The sequence below is a fragment of the Aerococcus mictus genome, assembly GCF_003286595.3.
GTDB lineage: Bacteria > Bacillota > Bacilli > Lactobacillales > Aerococcaceae > Aerococcus > Aerococcus mictus.
This window is the reverse complement of the sequence record NZ_CP132985.1, coordinates 1,091,097-1,108,820: the sequence shown is the minus strand read 5'-3', so window position 1 is coordinate 1,108,820 and position 17,724 is coordinate 1,091,097. Positions and strand designations below refer to the sequence as shown.

The following is a 17,724-nucleotide window of genomic DNA, read 5'->3' as shown; positions in this document are numbered from 1 at the left end:
GGCTTCTTTTACTTCGTATTGAGTAATAATTCATCACTAACTAATTGATCACCAACACTCTTTTTAAAGAGCTCCATAAGATCTTCGACTGACAACTTGCTTTTATCATCCCCACTCACATCAACCACAATTCGTCCTTCATGAAGCATAATTAAACGATTTCCATAGCTTAAAGCGTCGTTCATATCATGAGTAATCATTAAGCTGGTTAATTGATGTTCTGAAATTAATTGGTCTGTTAAGTCCATAACCATAGCACTGGTCCGAGGATCAAGAGCTGCAATATGTTCATCCAGGAGTAAAAGTTCTGGCTTCTGCAAAATAGCCATCAAGAGGGTTAACACCTGGCGTTGCCCGCCTGATAAATTAGCAGCTGGTGTAGTTAAGCGTTGATCCAGACCCAGATTCATTCGGCCTAATTCTCTATGAAAAACTTGCCGCATTTCTTCAGTAACCGCCAGATTAAAAGACCGCTTCTCCCCTCTTTTATAAGCAATAGCGAGGTTTTCTTCAATGGTTAAGTTGCGAGCAGTGCCCATTTGTGGGTCTTGAAAAACCCGACTAATCTGACCAGCACGTTTAAAGGCAGGATCTTGAGTAATTTCTTTTCCCTTTAAAAAGATCTGCCCAGAAGTCACAGGATGGGTTCCAGCAATTAAGTTTAATAGAGTTGATTTTCCCGCCCCATTGGATCCAATCACACAAACAAATTCCCCTTCATGAATAGTCAAATTAAAGTCTTTGATCACATGATTTTCATTAGCACTATTCATATTAAAAACTTTGTTTACCTGCTTTAATTTCAATAATTCTGACATAGTAACCACCTTTCTACTGTTTTTGTTTTGTCTTGTGCTCGATTTGACTCTTGGCATAAGGAGCAAAGAGGATAATCGCTAGGGTTAAGGAGGATAAGATTTTTATATCACTTGGTAAGACAGGAATGACTTGCTGTTGCATGATAAAGTCAATAATTAAGCGATAAATGACTGCCCCAATAGCAATCGTTACTAAGCGTTTACCGAAGCTTAAATTTCGACAAATAACCTCGCCTATAATTACTGCTGCTAAGCCAATAACAATGGTTCCTGTCCCCATGGCAATGTCCGCATAACCATTATTTTGACAGATAATCGCACCGGACAAAGCGATCAAACCGTTTGAAATCATCAGGCCAACTAATTTCATTTGATCAGTTCGAATACCATTGGCTTCCGCCATAAGGGGATTATCCCCGGTCGCCCTTAGACTTAAACCATACTCAGTATTCATAAATACAACCAAAATAAAGATCACTAAAATGACGAAAATCAAGCTGATGGTTAAGGAAGCAGCTGTGGAATTAAAGCCCAGATTATAAAGGCTATCCATTAGGTTGGCTTCACCTAATAAGGGAGTATTAGCTTGACCCATGATGCGGATATTTACTGAGTAGAGTCCGGTCATGGTTAGAATCCCTGATAATAAGGCTGGAATATGCATCTTATTAATCATAAAACCGTTCACTGCTCCTGCCAGCATACCAGCAAGGAAAGCGAGCAAGGTAGCTAATAAGGGATGCCAACCCGAAACAATCAGCTTGGCACATACCGCTGCCCCGAGAGGAAAGCTTCCCTCAGCAGACATATCAGCAATATCTAAGATGCGAAAGCTTAAATAAACCCCAAAGGCTAAGATAGTCCACATCAAGCCCTGTGAAATACTAGAAATAATGATGGCCATTATTCTATTCTCCCTTCTTCAGCTGCTCGGTATCAATTCCAAGTGCGCTTGCCATTTCTTCATTCACTTGTAATTCGAATTCATTAGCTTTTTCTACTGGCATCTCACTAATATCAGCCCCCTCTTCTAAAATTTTAAGGGCCATTTCAGCAGTTTGACGGCCCAAAAGTTTGAAATTAACTCCGTAGGTCGCAAGACAACCCTCAATATGAGCACTTTCTGCGCCAATTGTTGGAACTTTTTCTTCTTTTACTACTTTACCGATAGTAGGAATGGTTTGGGCAATGGTATTATCAGTCGGTAAGCAAATACCATCTACCTTTTTAGCTAAAGCAGTGATTGCAGATTGCACTTCATTGCTTGTGGTTACCGTTTGAGCTTCGACCTTTAGACCTTTACTTTCAGCGTATTCTTTAAAGGCAGTAAATTGAATTTCAGAATTGACCTCGCTTGAATTGTAAGGCATGCCGACTGTCTTCATTTCTGGGTTAATCTTCAAGAGCAAGTCGACCGCTTTTTCAACGGGAGCTCTGTCACTAGTCCCACTAGCATTGGTCCCTGGATGATCGTTTGATTTAACTAGATTAGCCGCTTCAGGATCGGTGACTGCGGTAAATAAAGTAGGCGTTTCCTTATCAGCATTGAGTGCTGCTTGAGCAGCGGGCGTAGCAATTGTAAAGACGAGATCTTTTCGTCCTTTCATCCCCTGAGCAATGCTATTGAGATTGGATTGGTCTGCTTGGGCATTTTGGTAGTCGACTTTAATCTTTTCTCCATCTTTTAAGCCGCCTTCAGCCAATCCTTCTAGGAAACCTTCATGGGAATCATTCAGTGCTTGGTGTTCTGCGTATTGAATGATGCCAATTTCTTTTTGATCGTTCTCTTTCCCTTGGCCACAACCCATTAGTCCAAGAGCTAATGCTCCTAAGCTCATTATTTTCATCACTTGTTTTTTCATCCTAATCTCCTCTTTCTAATGTCTAAAATCACTATTTTCTTTATTTCTAACAACACAGTCTTAATAAAAACAAAAAAGGTTCAATTAGTTTCGATAAAAACTAATTGAACCTTTTGAGAGTGTATTCCAAAAGAATTCGCCTCAAGCCATTAGAATTTATCATTCCAGATGGCTTGAACACATAAAAACTGTAGCCATCATAGATACAAAAACTTGCGTTTGTTTGTATCTATGATAGTGTCACAGCTACAAACATTATCTAAAATAGCTATAGTAATATGTATTAGTGGTGATATCTAAAGATAAAACCATATGCGAATTGAATTGGATTGCTAACATTTCTCTTACGTCCTTTTTATTAAGATACATTCATCATAAGCAGGAAATTGATAAATGTCAACGACTTTCTTGTTTTAATATTCAAACAATTTGAAATTTATTGAGACAAAGCCAGCTTCGTGTCAGAAAAAATAATCTCCACACGAAGTCGTGAAAGCCCCAAATCATCGGCTTAAGCATTAATAAAAGTTTTAAATTTTAAAGGGATTAATTTTCAAATAAAAGTAAGTTCTAAAACATAGTTAATTAAAAAAAGCCGGACCTTAAGTCCAGCTTGACTCTACTTCTATTAAGTTGACTACTTAAATTAAAAATAAGTAATTATCCTTGAAATGAATCGGTTAATAGACTTACCTTTGATTTTACACCAAACAGTGTGCTTCAAAGCGACTTGCTAGTTAGTGACATTGAGATCTGACTAACTAATCAAAATTCTTTTTAAAAAATCACTTTTAATTTAATCTTTCCAGACTCTTGTTCTCTCATTATCTAGCGTTAAAGCTCTATCATGTCTAACTGCTTGCCGCCAGGCGAGAAATCCAGAGATAGGGGCGATAAAAGAGACCCATAAAAGAACCAGGAAGTTTTGAAGAATAGCTCGCCCAAGCAATGAAGAGAAAGAGCCAAAATAAACAATATTCTGTAAAAAGTTATTAATAAATCCCCGATTGTAACTCCAGAAAGAATAATGCCAAAATTCCCAAGCCAAAAATGTCCAGACTAAGGTAAATAGGCCCCCTAAACTAAATAAAGTAGCGCCGCTCCCACCGAACAAAGTAAAAAACACCATGAGACAACCAAAAAAGCGTCGAACGTTATATTCCTCCCTAAATTCAGGAGTAAGATGGTATTTAATGGATTGTAAAAAGGATTCACCTTTATCCTGAGCTTCTAATGTTTGCTCATTACTATTGGAACTTTCATAGATATTTTCATTATTCGTTGAATTTGTAAACAGCTCATCCTTTTTGGGTGGTTGAACGTAGTCTTTATCTACTAGCTTATCTTTTTTCGATGGCTGAACATATTCCTTATTTGCAGTAAAATCTTTTTTTGGTGGTTGAACATAGTCTTTATCTGTCATATTTTAGTCCTCCAATAATTTTAAAATATCCTCATCGGTGATTTGGTTAATATCTGCTTGCGGGTCATTTGCTACTCGACTGGATAGGTGCTTAATCAAGCGCTCATTAACATTTCTGATCCAGCGACCATTGCTATGGTCATTCGAGCCTGCATAAGCTTTTTTAATGATCTCTCCATAAAGCGATTCATTGAACGTGTAACTTTGCTTGCTCAATCCCAAACGACCGATTTCTACAATCTCATCTTCAGAGTAATCTTCAAAATCAAAAACATTTGGAATACGGCTAGTTAAGCCAGAGTTAGTACTTAAAAATGTATTCATTTCCTTGGTATAACCCGCTAAAACAATGATAATATCTTGACGGTGGTCTTCCATAAATTTAAGGATCTCATTGATAGCTTCCTGACCAAAATTATCATTACTATTGGCTAGTGAATAAGCTTCGTCAATAAAGAGGACCCCACCTAAAGCGGATTCCAAAACTTCTCTCGTTTTTAAGGAGGTTTGGCCCACATAGCCAGCGACAAGATCACTCCTCGACACTTCGATAAATTTCTTTTGAGCGATAATTCCCTTTTGATAGAAAATTTCACCTAGAATACGAGCAACAGTCGTCTTTCCTGTCCCTGGATTTCCTAAGAAGAGCGAGTGTAGGGTGAACTTGGCTTCTCCACCATTTTCTTCTTCACGTCGACGATTTAATTCTGCTAAATGGACAAAATCTGAAATTTGCTGTTTAACTTTTGCCAGTCCGATCAATTCATTTAAGGAGTCAAAGGCATCCTTTCCAGTTTTAACTTCATAACTGGCATGTTTACCTAGGACTTCATCAATATCTTGATTGGTGATGGTATTTAAATCTTCAAATTGTTCATTTTTATAGCAACGATCAGCCAAGGCCTTATAGAGTTTTTCATTAAAGTTACGTATCCAGCGTCCATTACTTCGATCCAGCGAGGCATTGTATACCCTGGAAACATTACGCTTATAATAATCGCAATCTTCTAATAGATAATCATTTGCCTTTAACTGCTTCTCTCCCATGGAAACTATTTCATCAGCTGTATAGTCCTCAAAGAGGAAGGTGTTAGGTACCCTTGATTTTAAGCCCGGGTTGGTCTTCAGAAACTGTTCCATTTCTTTCGTATAACCCGCAAAAATAATCATCGTATCATCACGGTTATCTTCCATGAAGGTTAAAATCGTATTAATCGCTTCCTGCCCATGATTGACACTAGCGTCTTTCTTATTCAAAGTGTAGGCTTCATCAATAAAAAGGATTCCGCCCTTAGCTTGGTCTAAAATATTTTGTGTTTGAATAGCAGTTTGTCCCACATAACCAGAAATAAGGTCTGCCTCTTTTACTTCGATGAATTTCAATTCATCACCCTTAAATATGCCGTAGTCAAATAGGACTTCCCCTAAGATTCGAGCCAATGTTGTTTTTCCTGTTCCAGGATTTCCCATAAAAACGGAATGCAGGACAACCTTTTGGGGCTTAAGTCCCTTAGCTATTCGGTGCTTATTGAATTCCACCATCCGAATCATTTTTTTGATTTCTTCTTTGACCTTAGTGAGCCCGACTAAATTTTTTAGTTTCTCCATCGATGCTTGAGGATTTCTCTCTACTTCTTTTTGATTTTGCGGAACTTGTTTATCTTCAGTTAGCCCTTGATTTTCAGCTAATAAATTGAAATAACTCGTTTCATCAACTTCAAAATTAAGATCGTCTACTTTTCCTTGATCATAGCTTAACTGTTTGATATATAGGTGTGAGTCTTGAATTACTCGAACATTTGGATCAATTATCCTATTCAATTTTAACTCGTCAGCAATCAAGGCTGAGTTACCGCCAATATACAAATCAAGTAACTCACTACATTTTCCTTGCAAGTCAACAATATGTTGAAATCTGACTAGTGATGATTCATGGATTCCTAAGTAATAAACGATTTCCACAGAATTCATAAACAATTTGGAATCGTATATATTGATAGCACTCACTGAAGAATCCGAAAAACTTAGATTTGATCCTTCTTGAGCTTGGACAGCCCAAGCATGGCTTTCACTGCTCGTAATTTCTTGAATAATCGATGAGGAACTCACTGTTACAGACGAATTTTTTATACTACAGGCAGGATAACCACTTTCAATACTTCCGCCTTCGATATGAGACTGCTTGATATTTAATTTGGAAAATTCCGAAATAATTACATTCATTCCATAGTTTATAATTGTACAATTTGAAATATTTATTTCAGATCCTTGGAAAAATGAAGCCGAATAAAAAGTCGAATTACAAAATGTTCCTTGAGAATCAATAAGCTTTATTGATTTTTTTAAATCTGAGTTTTGAGGATAAGTAGCACAATCTGTCATAGTCAAATTAGAATTCTCTGCACAATATATTAAAACCTGATTTTGATCGGTATCGGAATCATTGACGATACAATTACTAAATATCGCACTAGAATTACTTTCAACTCCAATTGCTGAAAAATCACTATAGGTACGATCAAACCATAGGTCAGTAAAGGTCACTGTCGCTCCGTCAGTAACAGCAATTGGTACCTTAATAGCACTAGTGAATAATTGCCCCCCATCACTTTTAGGCAAAATATTTCCTACAAAATTAAGCGATTTCTTTATATTTAAGCCTGCTATATATGCTTGATCAATATAATAATCTGGCTCAAATTCGATGGTATCACCATTGCTTGCCGCTTCATAAGCATCGACTAAATCCCAGGCATCATCGCCTATTCCAACTTTATAAAATGACATATTTTCACTCCATTACAAGTTCATCTATGCTTCTATTTTTAAGATATTTTATCCGACGTCATAAATGATCGACGTCGTGAAATAATAGCCTATTAAGCTATTCCCATAATTAAGAAGTAAATTAACACGGGAGTATAGGAAATATTATACATTAATTTTATATAAGAGTTATATTTTAATAAAAATTTCATAAACTTTTTTTATATTTATAGAATATTAGTGTGAAATCCAAACCTATTCCTTAATCCAAAAATATAAACTTTCATATATAATAAATTATTCAATTCCTAGAGAATCCTGTCAGCACACAAAAAAATGCCACAATCTTATCATTGTGACATTTTGTTTATATTCATTTAATACTTAATCAAAAACTAGATTAGCCTTCAAAGGAATCTGTTAATGGAGGGACAATTTGTTTCTTACGCGAAACAATGCCTTTCAAGGCTAATTGATGGTCTGTAACATCTACATCAAAAGCTTTTTCAAGGTTCTTAGTTAAGGAATCATCGCCAACTAATAGACCTTCTGAGTCATTGGTTAAGATGTTGGTGATCACCAATAAGAAAGCATCGTAATTATTATTAATTAGTAATTCTTTCATGGCTTTAAGGACTTCATCCTTACGTTTGATAACATCGTTAGCATCTACCACATTCACTTGGCCAATGCGAACTTCTTTTCCACCCATATTAAAGGATTTCGCGTCTCCATCAGCGATTTCTACAGCTGATTTATCATCAACATTAGCACCAGCCTTAAGCATTTCGGTTCCGTAGCTTTCATCGTCCACTCCAGCAATTTCAGCTAGTTTTTTAGCGATTTCCTTGTCTTTTTCGGTACAGGTTGGAGAAGAATAGAGTAAGGTGTCAGAGATAATCCCTGATAACATTAATCCTGCAATTTGTTGAGGGATTTCAACGCCCTTTTCTTGATAAAGGTCATAAATCACACTTTGGGTACATCCTAAAGGTTTAGCAATGTAATAAAGTGGTGCAGAGGTTTCGAAGTTTCCTACCCGGTGGTGGTCGACCACGGCAAAGACATTAAGGTCTTTTATATCTGCAACAGATTGTTGGAACTCGTTATGGTCCACTAAAGCTACGGTATCAGTTTCATCACCGGCTTTTTCAATCACACGAAGGCCTTCATGATTAAAATGATCTAGGGCATATTTAGTTTCGTCATTAGCCTCTCCTAAAGCAACGGGTTCGGTATCATAACCTAGGGTATTTAATAAATAGCTAAAGGAAATAGCACTGGTAATCGCATCCATATCAGGATTTTGGTGGCCAAAAATTAAAATTTTACTCATAATAACTCCTATCTTTTACTCTGAATAGTATAAATAAAGTATTCAAAAGAATTATTTCAAATTTATATTTAGTGTAACAAAAGCAGGCCCAATTGTTAATAGAATAAATCGTAAATCCAGTGATTAGGTCACTTATTTTTCTGGATCTTTTCTGTATAGGGGAATGACATTAAGCAATTCACCTAAACGGCCTTCGTCAATAATTTGTGAGCCATTACTATAACGCTCATGAAGTGGCACATCAACCGCTTTAATCTGGCTTAGTTCCCCATTACTGGTATATAATTCATAGACTTCTTGAGTCGATTCAACCTCTAGAGCTTGAACTAAACGGTGGGGTTTTGATTTAACCTCGCGTAGTACCATCAGGCCCCGCTTAGCCCGGGTCATGGTTTGAATATCCCGCCAACGTATCCGTTTCATATAACCCCGCTGTGTGGCAAGGAGGATTTGCTGGTCCTCATCCACCTGGTCTTGGTAGACAAAATTAACCACCTGGTCTTGGTCTTTAAGGTTGATGGAAATAACCCCCTTAGCACGTAGACCTACTGTATTAATTTCACTGATTTGGTAACGCAAGCTAAAGCCTAAGGCGGTAAATAAGATCACTTCGCCACTTTGATTGTCTTTTTGATTATTAACTAAATAGCAGTTAACTACTTCATCAAGAGGGCTGGATAAAGGCATAATTTGAGAAGCTTTATTCTTGTGGCCCCGAATTTTCTTCAATTCACTGAGCCTACTTTGTTTAATCATTCCTTCTCGAGTAGCAAGGACAATCGTATCTTGACTGTCCTTATCATAGGGATAGACTTGGATAATCTTCTCATCGGAAGCAATAGGAATGCGTTGAGAAAGGTGTTCGCCAAGGTCTTTCCAGCGGAGTTCTTGCATCTCATAAACTGGTTGGAAAACATAATTGCCCTTATTAGTAATAAGGACTAAATTCTCTAAAGTTGAATGCGAAGCTAAGTATAAGACATGGTCGCCATCTCTTAAGCCTAAGTCGGAGAAATTAGAGGATTGGTAGCTTCTTAGGCTAGAGCGCTTAATATAACCGCCCCGGGTCACTACAGTAACGACCTCTTCATCAGGAATTAAAAATTCCTTCTTAATTTTTATTTCTTCTACCTCAGCTTCAATCTTAGTTAAACGGTCAGTAGCATAAGCTTTTTTGATAGCCTTCAATTCTGATTGAATTAACTTCATCAAAATCGTTTCATCGCTTAAAATCGCTTGGTATTGATTAATGGCTTCATTTAGAGATAACTTTTCTTCCTGCAGAGCCGTAATATCAGTATTGGTTAAGCGATAGAGTTGTAAGGTGACGATGGCTTCTGCTTGCGCCTGAGAAAATTGATACTCATTAATCAGGTTATTTTTAGCATCCTTTTTATCAGTACTGTTGCGAATAATTGCAATCACTTGGTCAAGAATGGAAATAGCCTTAATCAAACCATCAACAATATGGCGGCGACTTTGGGCCTTGTTTAAGTCATATTGGGTTCTACGACTCACCACGTCTTTGCGGTGGTCAATATAGGCTTGAATAATCGCAATTAAACCAACCTGTTCCGGACGTTGCTTGTTAATGGCCACCATATTGAAATTATAGTTGATTTGTAAATTAGTATGCTTAAAGTAATACTGTAAAATTTGATCGGCATCGGCATCTTTTTTCAGTTCAACAATAATACGTAAGCCAGATCGGTCAGATTCATCACGGACTTCCAGGACCCCATCAATACTTCGATTGAGGCGTAATTCGTCCATCTTACGGACCAAATCAGCCTTATTGACCTCAAAAGGCAGCTCTGTAATTACGATCTGTTTACGGCCTGCCTTAAGCGACTCCACTTCCGTTTGTGCCCGAACTACTACCTTGCCTCGACCCGTTTTATAGGCTTTAATCAGCTGGTCTTTTCCTTGGATAATGCCCCCAGTGGGAAAATCAGGGCCGGGAAGATACTTCATCAGGGTTTCTACCTTAGCTTTAGGGTGATCAATATAGTAATTGACTGCATCAATGACTTCCCCCAGATTGTGGGTAGGAATTTCAGTAGCGTAACCTGCTGATATCCCTTGTGAGCCATTGACTAATAAATTAGGAAAACCAGCAGGTAAAACAACAGGTTCTTCCTCAGTATCATCAAAGTTCAAAATGGTATCGACAGTATCTTTGTTTAAGTCCTTAAGTAGTTCATCGGCCAGCTTAGATAATCGTGCTTCAGTATAACGCATGGCTGCCGCAGGGTCGCCGTCCATGGACCCATTATTCCCATGCATATCAATCAGGGGCATGCGGTTTTTCCAAGCTTGACTCATTCTCACCATGGCTTCATAAACCGAGCTATCTCCATGGGGGTGATAATTGCCAATCACATTCCCGACGGTTTTGGCGGACTTCCTAAAAGCATGGTCTGAAGTATTGCCATCATGATACATAGCATATAAAATGCGCCGTTGGACGGGTTTGAGTCCATCCCTGATATCAGGCAAAGCGCGATCTTGAATAATATATTTGGAATAACGACCAAAACGATCGCCCATTACTTCGTCAAGACTTAGTTCTTGAATATCAATCGCCATTCACTTCAGCTCCTTCATCAAATAAATCCATTTGCCCTTCTTTATCACTCATACTTGTGACTTGGTCCGATTGAGCGATTAACTCGCTAGCTTCAATCGCATCGCTTTCTTCATGGTTGGCGTGTTCCAATAACTTATCTTCTTCATCCATGGTAAATTGGACATTATCTTCAATCCAATCCCTCCGTGGTTCAACCTTATTCCCCATCAAAACGGATACCCGTTTTTCGGCTTGGGATAAGTCATCGAGGGTGACACGAATTAAGGTCCGACTTTCTGGATTCATGGTGGTATCCCATAATTGGTCAGCATTCATTTCCCCCAAACCTTTATAACGTTGGAGGGTATAGCCCTTACCAAACTTTTTAGTCTCTTGGGCGAGTTCTTCATCTGTCCAGGCATACGCAATCTTTTCATTCTTGCCCTTGCCTCGGGAGAGTTTATACAAAGGCGGCATGGCAATATAAACCTTGCCCGCTTCAATTAAGGGACGCATGTAACGGTAAAAGAAGGTCAAAAGTAAGACTTGAATATGGGCCCCGTCAGTATCCGCATCGGTCATGATGATCACTTTATCATAGTTAGAGTCATGGATATCAAACTCTGGACCCACGCCTGCACCTACGGTATGGATAATGGTGTTTAGTTCTTCATTTTTAAGAATATCGGTTAGGCTTGCCTTTTCCGTATTTAAAACCTTTCCTCTTAACGGAAGGATAGCTTGAAATTTACGGTCCCGCCCTAACTTGGCTGATCCGCCCGCTGAATCTCCTTCGACTAAGAAGAGTTCATTTTTCTTGGTATTTTTACTTTGTGCGGGAGTGAGTTTACCGGAAAGTAAGGTTTCTTTACTCTTGCCTTTTTTGCCGTGGCGACTTTCCTCCCTAGCCTTACGAGCTGCTTCTCGGGCCTGGCGCGCTTTTAGAGCCTTACGAACTAACATCTGCGCTATTTCGCCGTTCTCTAATAAATAGATCGATAAATGGGTGTTCACCATATTTTCTACGGCTAAACGCGCTTGTGGAGTCCCTAATTTCCCCTTGGTTTGTCCTTCAAACTGTAAAATTTCTTCAGGAATTCTTACAGAGATGACCGCAGTAAAGCCCTCACGAACATCTGAGCCTTCTAGGTTTTTCTCCTTGGGTTTAATCAGGTTAACCTTTCTAGCATACTCATTAAAGGCCTTGGTCATCCCGGTTTTTAAAGCCGTTTCATGGGTCCCACCATCTGGCGTACGAACATTGTTAACAAAGGACAAGATGGTCTCAGAATAGCCATCATTGTATTGAAAGGCTAATTCCATTTCGATATTAGAACTTTTATCCTTGTCTTCAATATAAGTGACCTCTTGGAGCACTTCTTTATTTTCATTTAAATAATGAATAAATTCGACCAGGCCATCTTCATAGTGGAAGCTTTCCTGGCTAGCATTTTTTTCATCAGTAAAATGAATCGCTAAGCCTTTAGTTAAAAAGGCCTTTTCCCTTAATTGTTCTTTAATGGTGTCACTATTAAATTCTGTTGCACCAAAGATCTTAGGATCGGGGTGAAAGTGAATACTTGTTCCAGTCTGCTTACTTTTATGGCTGGTTAACTTAGGCTTATGGGGCTTACCGCCCTGACTAAAGCTTTGGTAATACTTTTTATTATCGCGGTAAACGGTGACCTCTAAGGAATCGGATAAGGCATTAACAACACTAGATCCTACTCCGTGGAGTCCTCCAGAGGTCTTATAAGCACTTTCGCTAAATTTCCCTCCCGCGTGAAGGACGGTCAGAATCACTTCAACAGTTGGTTTACCACTACTATGTTTACCGATCGGCATTCCCCGTCCATTATCAGTTACCGTAACGCTATTATCTTCATGAATGGTCACTGAAATTTCATCACAGTAGCCCGCTAAAGCTTCATCAATGGAATTGTCTACAATCTCATAAACCAAGTGATGTAAGCCGCGATTATCGGTTGACCCGATATACATTCCTGGTCGCTTACGAACTGCTTCTAAGCCTTCTAATATTTGAATGGATGACTCATCATAAGTTGCCTTAGAATTTTTTGCCATGCAGTGCATCTCCTCTAACCTATTTATATGCATATTTACCATAATACTTTAATTTCATTAAATTGCAAAATTTTTTTCTAGCTCATACGCTCCCTTTGACTTATGCTATAATACCAATAACTGAATAGAAAGGAATCAGCTAATGATAATTAATCTTATCTTCCTATTTATTTCATATCTACTGGGCGCAATTCCATTCGGTGTGGTTATCGGTAAGTATCTTTACCACAAAGACATTCGAGGGGTGGGCTCAGGAAATATTGGTACGACCAACGCCTTCCGTGCCTTTGGTCCCAAGGGTGGCTTATTGGTATTCCTGTGCGATATGGTAAAGGGAATGCTACCGGTTCTTATTGCTAATTACAGTTCTCACTTTACTGATATTGATAGCATGCTTTTTGGTTTAGCGGCTATCTTAGGCCACACCTTTTCACTTTTTCTCCACTTCAAAGGTGGAAAAGCCGTAGCGACCAGTTTTGGCGTAGGTCTAGCTCTGGCACCCCTGGCTTCCTTAGGAGGGATTGCGGTCTTTTTCATTGTTCTCTATCTTTTTAGAATGGTTAGTCTAGCGAGCATTATAGCCATGATCGCAGCTTCTATCATTTCTTTTCATTATGCTGTTCCGATTAGGATTTTGATCTTATTCATTACCCTTCTAATCATTTTCCGCCACAAAGATAATATTAAACGCATCCTAGCTGGTAAAGAAGCTAAAGTGCCATTTGGCATGGGATACAAAAAAAATAAACAATAAAAAATCGCGTCATCTGGCGCGATTTTTTGCTTTAAACTTCTTCCGCTAAACGTTTTTTCAAATACTCCAGGTTTTCTTTACTCTGAGTATCAATATGGGTCCCTTTCATCCCTAAAGACCGGGAAGTAAATACCCCAGCAGATTCCATTTTTCGTAGGGCATTTACAATCACAGAGCGGGTAATATTCTCTTCTTTAGCGATTTTAGAGGCTGTAATGCGTGTGCGTGGCTCTTCTAAGTCTTTAAAAATAACATATAAGGCATTTAATTCCGAATAAGAAAGTGAACGAATAGCTGAATCCACCACTTGTTTTTTCTGTTCTTTTTCCTCTTGACGACGGCGTTTAATAAACACCATCTCCATGGCTAGAACCGTCCCCACATATTCACCAAGAATCAGGTCATAGCAATTAAAGTCTTCATAGGGACGAGCTAAGATTAAATAGCCTAATTTGGTGGTATTACCATAAATAGGAATAATAGTGGTCATGCCTTTGTTAAATTTATCACGAAATTCCAAGGCCAAGATAGTCCGGTCATCTGAAGTTGGAATGTTTGACTTGGTTTCTTGGATCGGTGAGATAATATCTAAATAATTGGGGTCTAGTTGGTGGGCTTGCATCATGGCTTCGGTCCGCTCACTATTGATTTCCTCATAAATAGCAAAATACCCCAATAGCTCTCCTTCAACAGATACCAAATACGCGTTGGCCTCTAAATTTTCCGCTAAGTAACGGACTAACTTTTGAAAGGGAAAATCTGCCATCTCATCATCATAAATATTCCCTTCACGGATAACCTTATTAATGTCTCTAATTTTTTCTAAAACGCCCTCTACCGATTCAGCTATCATTCTTTGTCCTCCTTATGTACATCACTATGCTTAGCTCTTGGAAAGTATTTCAAATAATTATTTCTTAAAGATTCTTTTGACATATGTGTATAAATTTGCGTACTAGATAAACTTGAGTGCCCTAATAATTCTTGTACTGTCCTTATATCAGCTCCATGGTTAAGAAGATGGGTAGCAAAAGAATGGCGTAATTTATGGGGATGAATATCCAGGTTACTGGCGCTTTTTTTGACTAAATCATTCAAAATATAAGTCACGCCTGATGGAGTCAAGGCTTCTCCCCGACTATTAACGAAGATGTACTCATGATCATGGCCCTTTAAGAGATCAGGTCGGCCAGAATCTAAGTATTCCTCCAATGCCTTTTTACAATAGGAACCAAAAGGAACATAGCGATCTTTGCTCCCCTTACCATGCAGTAAGGCAATAGAATTTTTAAGATCCACTTGCTTTATGGTCAAATTCGTACATTCACTCACCCGAGCACCAGTCGCATATAAGAATTCTAACAGCGCTATATTTCGCTTATCCAGGGCTCGCGGCCCCTTAGCCGCCTCAAACAAGGGATCTAACTCAGCTTCATAAAAAAAATCGGGTAATTTTAGTCCCGTTTTAGCTGCTTGAACATAGGTAAAAGGATTATCTTCCAGCAGACCTTGGTCAAGAAAACGATTGAAAGCGGTTCTCAAACTGCTTAAATGACGAGCTAAACTTTTACGACTCAATCCCTTTCTTTGCAGATGACTTAAATAGAGGCGAATATCTCGGTAGCTTAACTGCTCGAAATCGCTTATTAATAGTTCGTCCCTAAGAAAGGAGATAAAATCGTCAAAATCGCTTAAATACGCCTTTAAGGTCTGATCACTATAATGTTTCTCATCTTTTATATATTCTTTTAACCTTTTTCGATAACTTTCAAAAGTCATAAAATCCCTCTTAGCTCATATAATCTACCATATTAAAGGGCTTTTTTCAAGTAATTGTCGGAATTTTCAAAACATTTATAAAGTTAATTTACCTTTTACTGAGTGAAAATAAAAAACCTGTAATCCTTTTTGATTATCAGGTTTCGTATTCTGTCAGCAAAAGCTCTAATCATCGCCTTTTTGGACATCTTCTTTATAGTCACAATTGCTACAAATCACTTGTTTAGAGCCGCGTTTTTTCTTTTCAACCAAGTAATGGTCACATTTAGGACAGGACCGCCCCACCGGTTTATCCCAGGAAACAAAATCACAATCAGGATAACGGGAACAACCGTAAAAGATTCGTTTTTTCTTCGATTTCCGTTCGACAACTTGTCCTTCCTTACAGGTTGGGCAATTCACGCCGATTTCTTTAACAATGGCCTTAGTATTACGGCAATCAGGAAAATTACTACATGCATAAAATTTCCCATAACGTCCTAATTTAATTACCATTGGATGACCACAGACGTCGCAATCAAAGCCTGCTGGTTCGTCTTTAATTTCGATTTTTTCCATTTCTTTGTCAGCTTTTTCAATATCCTTACTAAAAGGTTGATAGAAAGCATCAACGACGTCTATCCAATTCTTATTACCGTCTTCTACATGGTCTAATTCATCTTCCAAGTTAGCGGTAAATTGTGGATCAACGATATCAGGGAAAAATTCAGAAATTAAACTATTAACAATCTCACCTAATTCAGTGGGTTCAAAGCGTCTAGCTTCTAATTTAACATAGTAGCGCTTAATCAGGGTTTCTAAAGTTGGAGAGTAAGTAGAAGGACGACCAACCCCTAATTCTTCTAGAGTCTTAATTAAGCTTGCTTCAGTGTAACGAGCTGGTGGTTGGGTAAAATGTTGGTTAGGAGTTAATTCTTTACTCTTTACCTTTTCACCGTTTTCTAGTTCTGGCAAGAGATTATCCTTTTCATTATTATCCGGATAAACTCTAAGGTAACCAGTAAATTTAATTTTTGATCCATTTGCCCTAAAGCTCACATCATTTTGAACCAGATCACAGGCCACCGTATCATAGACAGCTGGTGCCATTTCGCTAGCCATAAAGCGAGACCAGATAAGACTATATAGCTTGAATTGGTCTTTACTGAGATAAGCTTCAACGCTATCGGGATGACGAAAGGCAGAAGTCGGTCGAATAGCCTCATGGGCATCTTGGGCTCCTTGTCCGCTAGCCCCGCTAGTCCCCTTACCGATATATTCCTTACCGTATTTGTCTTGGATAAATTGGCCGGCTTCTTGTTTAGCACCATCAGAAATCCGGGTGGAGTCAGTACGCATGTAGGTAATTAAACCCACTGTCCCTTCACTGCCTAATTTAATCCCTTCATATAACTGTTGAGCAACCATCATGGTCTTTCGCGTTCTAAAGCGTAAGCGTTTGGAAGCTTCTTGTTGGAGGGAAGAAGTCGTAAATGGCTTTTGCGGATTTCTTTTTCTTTGCTTTTTGGTCAAATTTTGAACTTCAAATTGATCACTAGTGATATTAGCCATTAATGCTTTGACATCATCTTCATTTTTTAGATCAATCTTTTTCCCTTTAAATTTGGAGGCATTGGCCTTGAAAGTTTCTTTTCCTTTTTGGAATACGCCTTCAATGCTCCAATATTCTTCAGGCACAAAGTTACGGATTTCCTCTTCGCGGTCAACGACCATTTTTAAGGCAACGGATTGCACCCGACCAGCGGATAAGCCCTTCTTGACCTTAGCCCATAAAATGGGGGACAAGTTATAGCCCACCAAGCGGTCTAAGATCCGTCTAGCCTGCTGAGCGTCCACCAAGTCCTTATCAATGGCGCGTGGATTGTTGATCGCTTCTTTAACCGTATCCTTGGTAATTTCATTATAAGTGACCCGGATATCTTCTTCGGGATCTAATTTTAAAATATGGGCTAAGTGCCAAGCAATCGCTTCTCCTTCTCGGTCCGGGTCAGAAGCTAAGTAAATATTATTTGCTTTTTTTGCCTCTTTTTTAAGATCTTTGATCGTATCTCCCTTACCACGAATTGTAATATAATGGGGATCATAATTATTTTCAATATCTATTCCCATTTTACTTTTAGGAAGATCTCGTAAGTGGCCCTTACTTGCCACCACTTTATATTTACGTCCTAAGTATTTCTCAATCGTTTTTGCTTTCGTTGGTGATTCGACAATCACTAAATCTTTTTTAGGTGTTTTCTTTCTTTTTGTAGCCAATAATATGCTCCTCTCTTCTTGGGAGATTTAAACGCTTCATATCATAGGCGAATTTTTTAACCTTGTCAAATATAAG

The 17,724-nt window shown here is 38.5% G+C and carries 12 protein-coding genes; 1 reads left to right on the top strand and 11 read right to left on the bottom strand.

The window, feature by feature from the left end:
* Window positions 1-8: 8 nt before the first annotated feature.
* From DBT49_RS05150 to parE, 8 genes are all read right to left on the bottom strand, one after another.
* Entirely contained in the window at window positions 9-818 is an 810-nt protein-coding gene (locus DBT49_RS05150) for an ABC transporter ATP-binding protein (protein WP_070560187.1), read from the bottom strand.
* A 13-nt stretch (window positions 819-831) separates the two neighbouring features.
* Window positions 832-1,722 carry an ABC transporter permease gene (locus DBT49_RS05145; protein ID WP_070560189.1) on the bottom strand — a complete coding sequence of 297 codons (891 nt, stop codon included), beginning with the start codon at window positions 1,720-1,722 and terminating at the stop codon, window positions 832-834.
* 4 nt (window positions 1,723-1,726) lie between these two features.
* Window positions 1,727-2,680 (bottom strand): ABC transporter substrate-binding protein, encoded by a 954-nt coding sequence (locus DBT49_RS05140; protein WP_070560191.1) that lies wholly within the window; start codon window positions 2,678-2,680, stop codon window positions 1,727-1,729.
* Between the two features lie 796 nt (window positions 2,681-3,476).
* Window positions 3,477-4,103: a hypothetical protein gene (locus DBT49_RS05135; RefSeq protein WP_070560194.1), complete on the bottom strand. Its 627-nt coding sequence runs from the start codon at window positions 4,101-4,103 to the stop codon at window positions 3,477-3,479.
* Window positions 4,104-4,106: 3 nt separating this feature from the next.
* On the bottom strand, window positions 4,107-6,890 hold the full coding sequence (locus DBT49_RS05130; protein WP_070560196.1) for an AAA family ATPase: 2,784 nt from the start codon (window positions 6,888-6,890) through the stop codon (window positions 4,107-4,109).
* A 379-nt stretch (window positions 6,891-7,269) separates the two neighbouring features.
* Complete coding sequence (locus DBT49_RS05125; protein ID WP_070560197.1) at window positions 7,270-8,205, bottom strand: manganese-dependent inorganic pyrophosphatase; 936 nt, start codon at window positions 8,203-8,205, stop codon at window positions 7,270-7,272.
* A gap of 132 nt (window positions 8,206-8,337) precedes the next feature.
* A complete protein-coding gene (parC, locus tag DBT49_RS05120) occupies window positions 8,338-10,794 on the bottom strand; it encodes a DNA topoisomerase IV subunit A (protein ID WP_070560199.1) in 2,457 nt (818 codons plus the stop codon).
* A complete protein-coding gene (gene parE / locus DBT49_RS05115; protein ID WP_101560453.1) occupies window positions 10,784-12,859 on the bottom strand; it encodes a DNA topoisomerase IV subunit B in 2,076 nt (691 codons plus the stop codon). Before parE ends, parC begins: the two co-directional genes overlap by 11 nt.
* A gap of 142 nt (window positions 12,860-13,001) precedes the next feature.
* Here parE and plsY point away from each other — a divergent pair, with 142 nt between their 5' ends.
* Window positions 13,002-13,613: a glycerol-3-phosphate 1-O-acyltransferase PlsY gene (gene plsY, locus DBT49_RS05110; protein WP_070560203.1), complete on the top strand. Its 612-nt coding sequence runs from the start codon at window positions 13,002-13,004 to the stop codon at window positions 13,611-13,613.
* 31 nt (window positions 13,614-13,644) lie between these two features.
* On the opposite strand, the gene DBT49_RS05105 is transcribed toward plsY, so the two are convergent.
* The 3 genes from DBT49_RS05105 to topA all read right to left on the bottom strand — a co-directional run bounded on the left by DBT49_RS05105 (window position 13,645) and on the right by topA (window position 17,648).
* Window positions 13,645-14,466, bottom strand: coding sequence for a GTP-sensing pleiotropic transcriptional regulator CodY (locus tag DBT49_RS05105; RefSeq protein WP_013669685.1), 822 nt, complete (start codon window positions 14,464-14,466; stop codon window positions 13,645-13,647).
* Window positions 14,463-15,392, bottom strand: coding sequence for a tyrosine-type recombinase/integrase (locus tag DBT49_RS05100; protein ID WP_070560206.1), 930 nt, complete (start codon window positions 15,390-15,392; stop codon window positions 14,463-14,465). The genes DBT49_RS05105 and DBT49_RS05100 overlap by 4 nt, the downstream gene beginning before the upstream one ends.
* Window positions 15,393-15,557: 165 nt before the next feature.
* Window positions 15,558-17,648, bottom strand: coding sequence for a type I DNA topoisomerase (topA, locus tag DBT49_RS05095; protein WP_111846231.1), 2,091 nt, complete (start codon window positions 17,646-17,648; stop codon window positions 15,558-15,560).
* Window positions 17,649-17,724 lie beyond the last annotated feature (76 nt).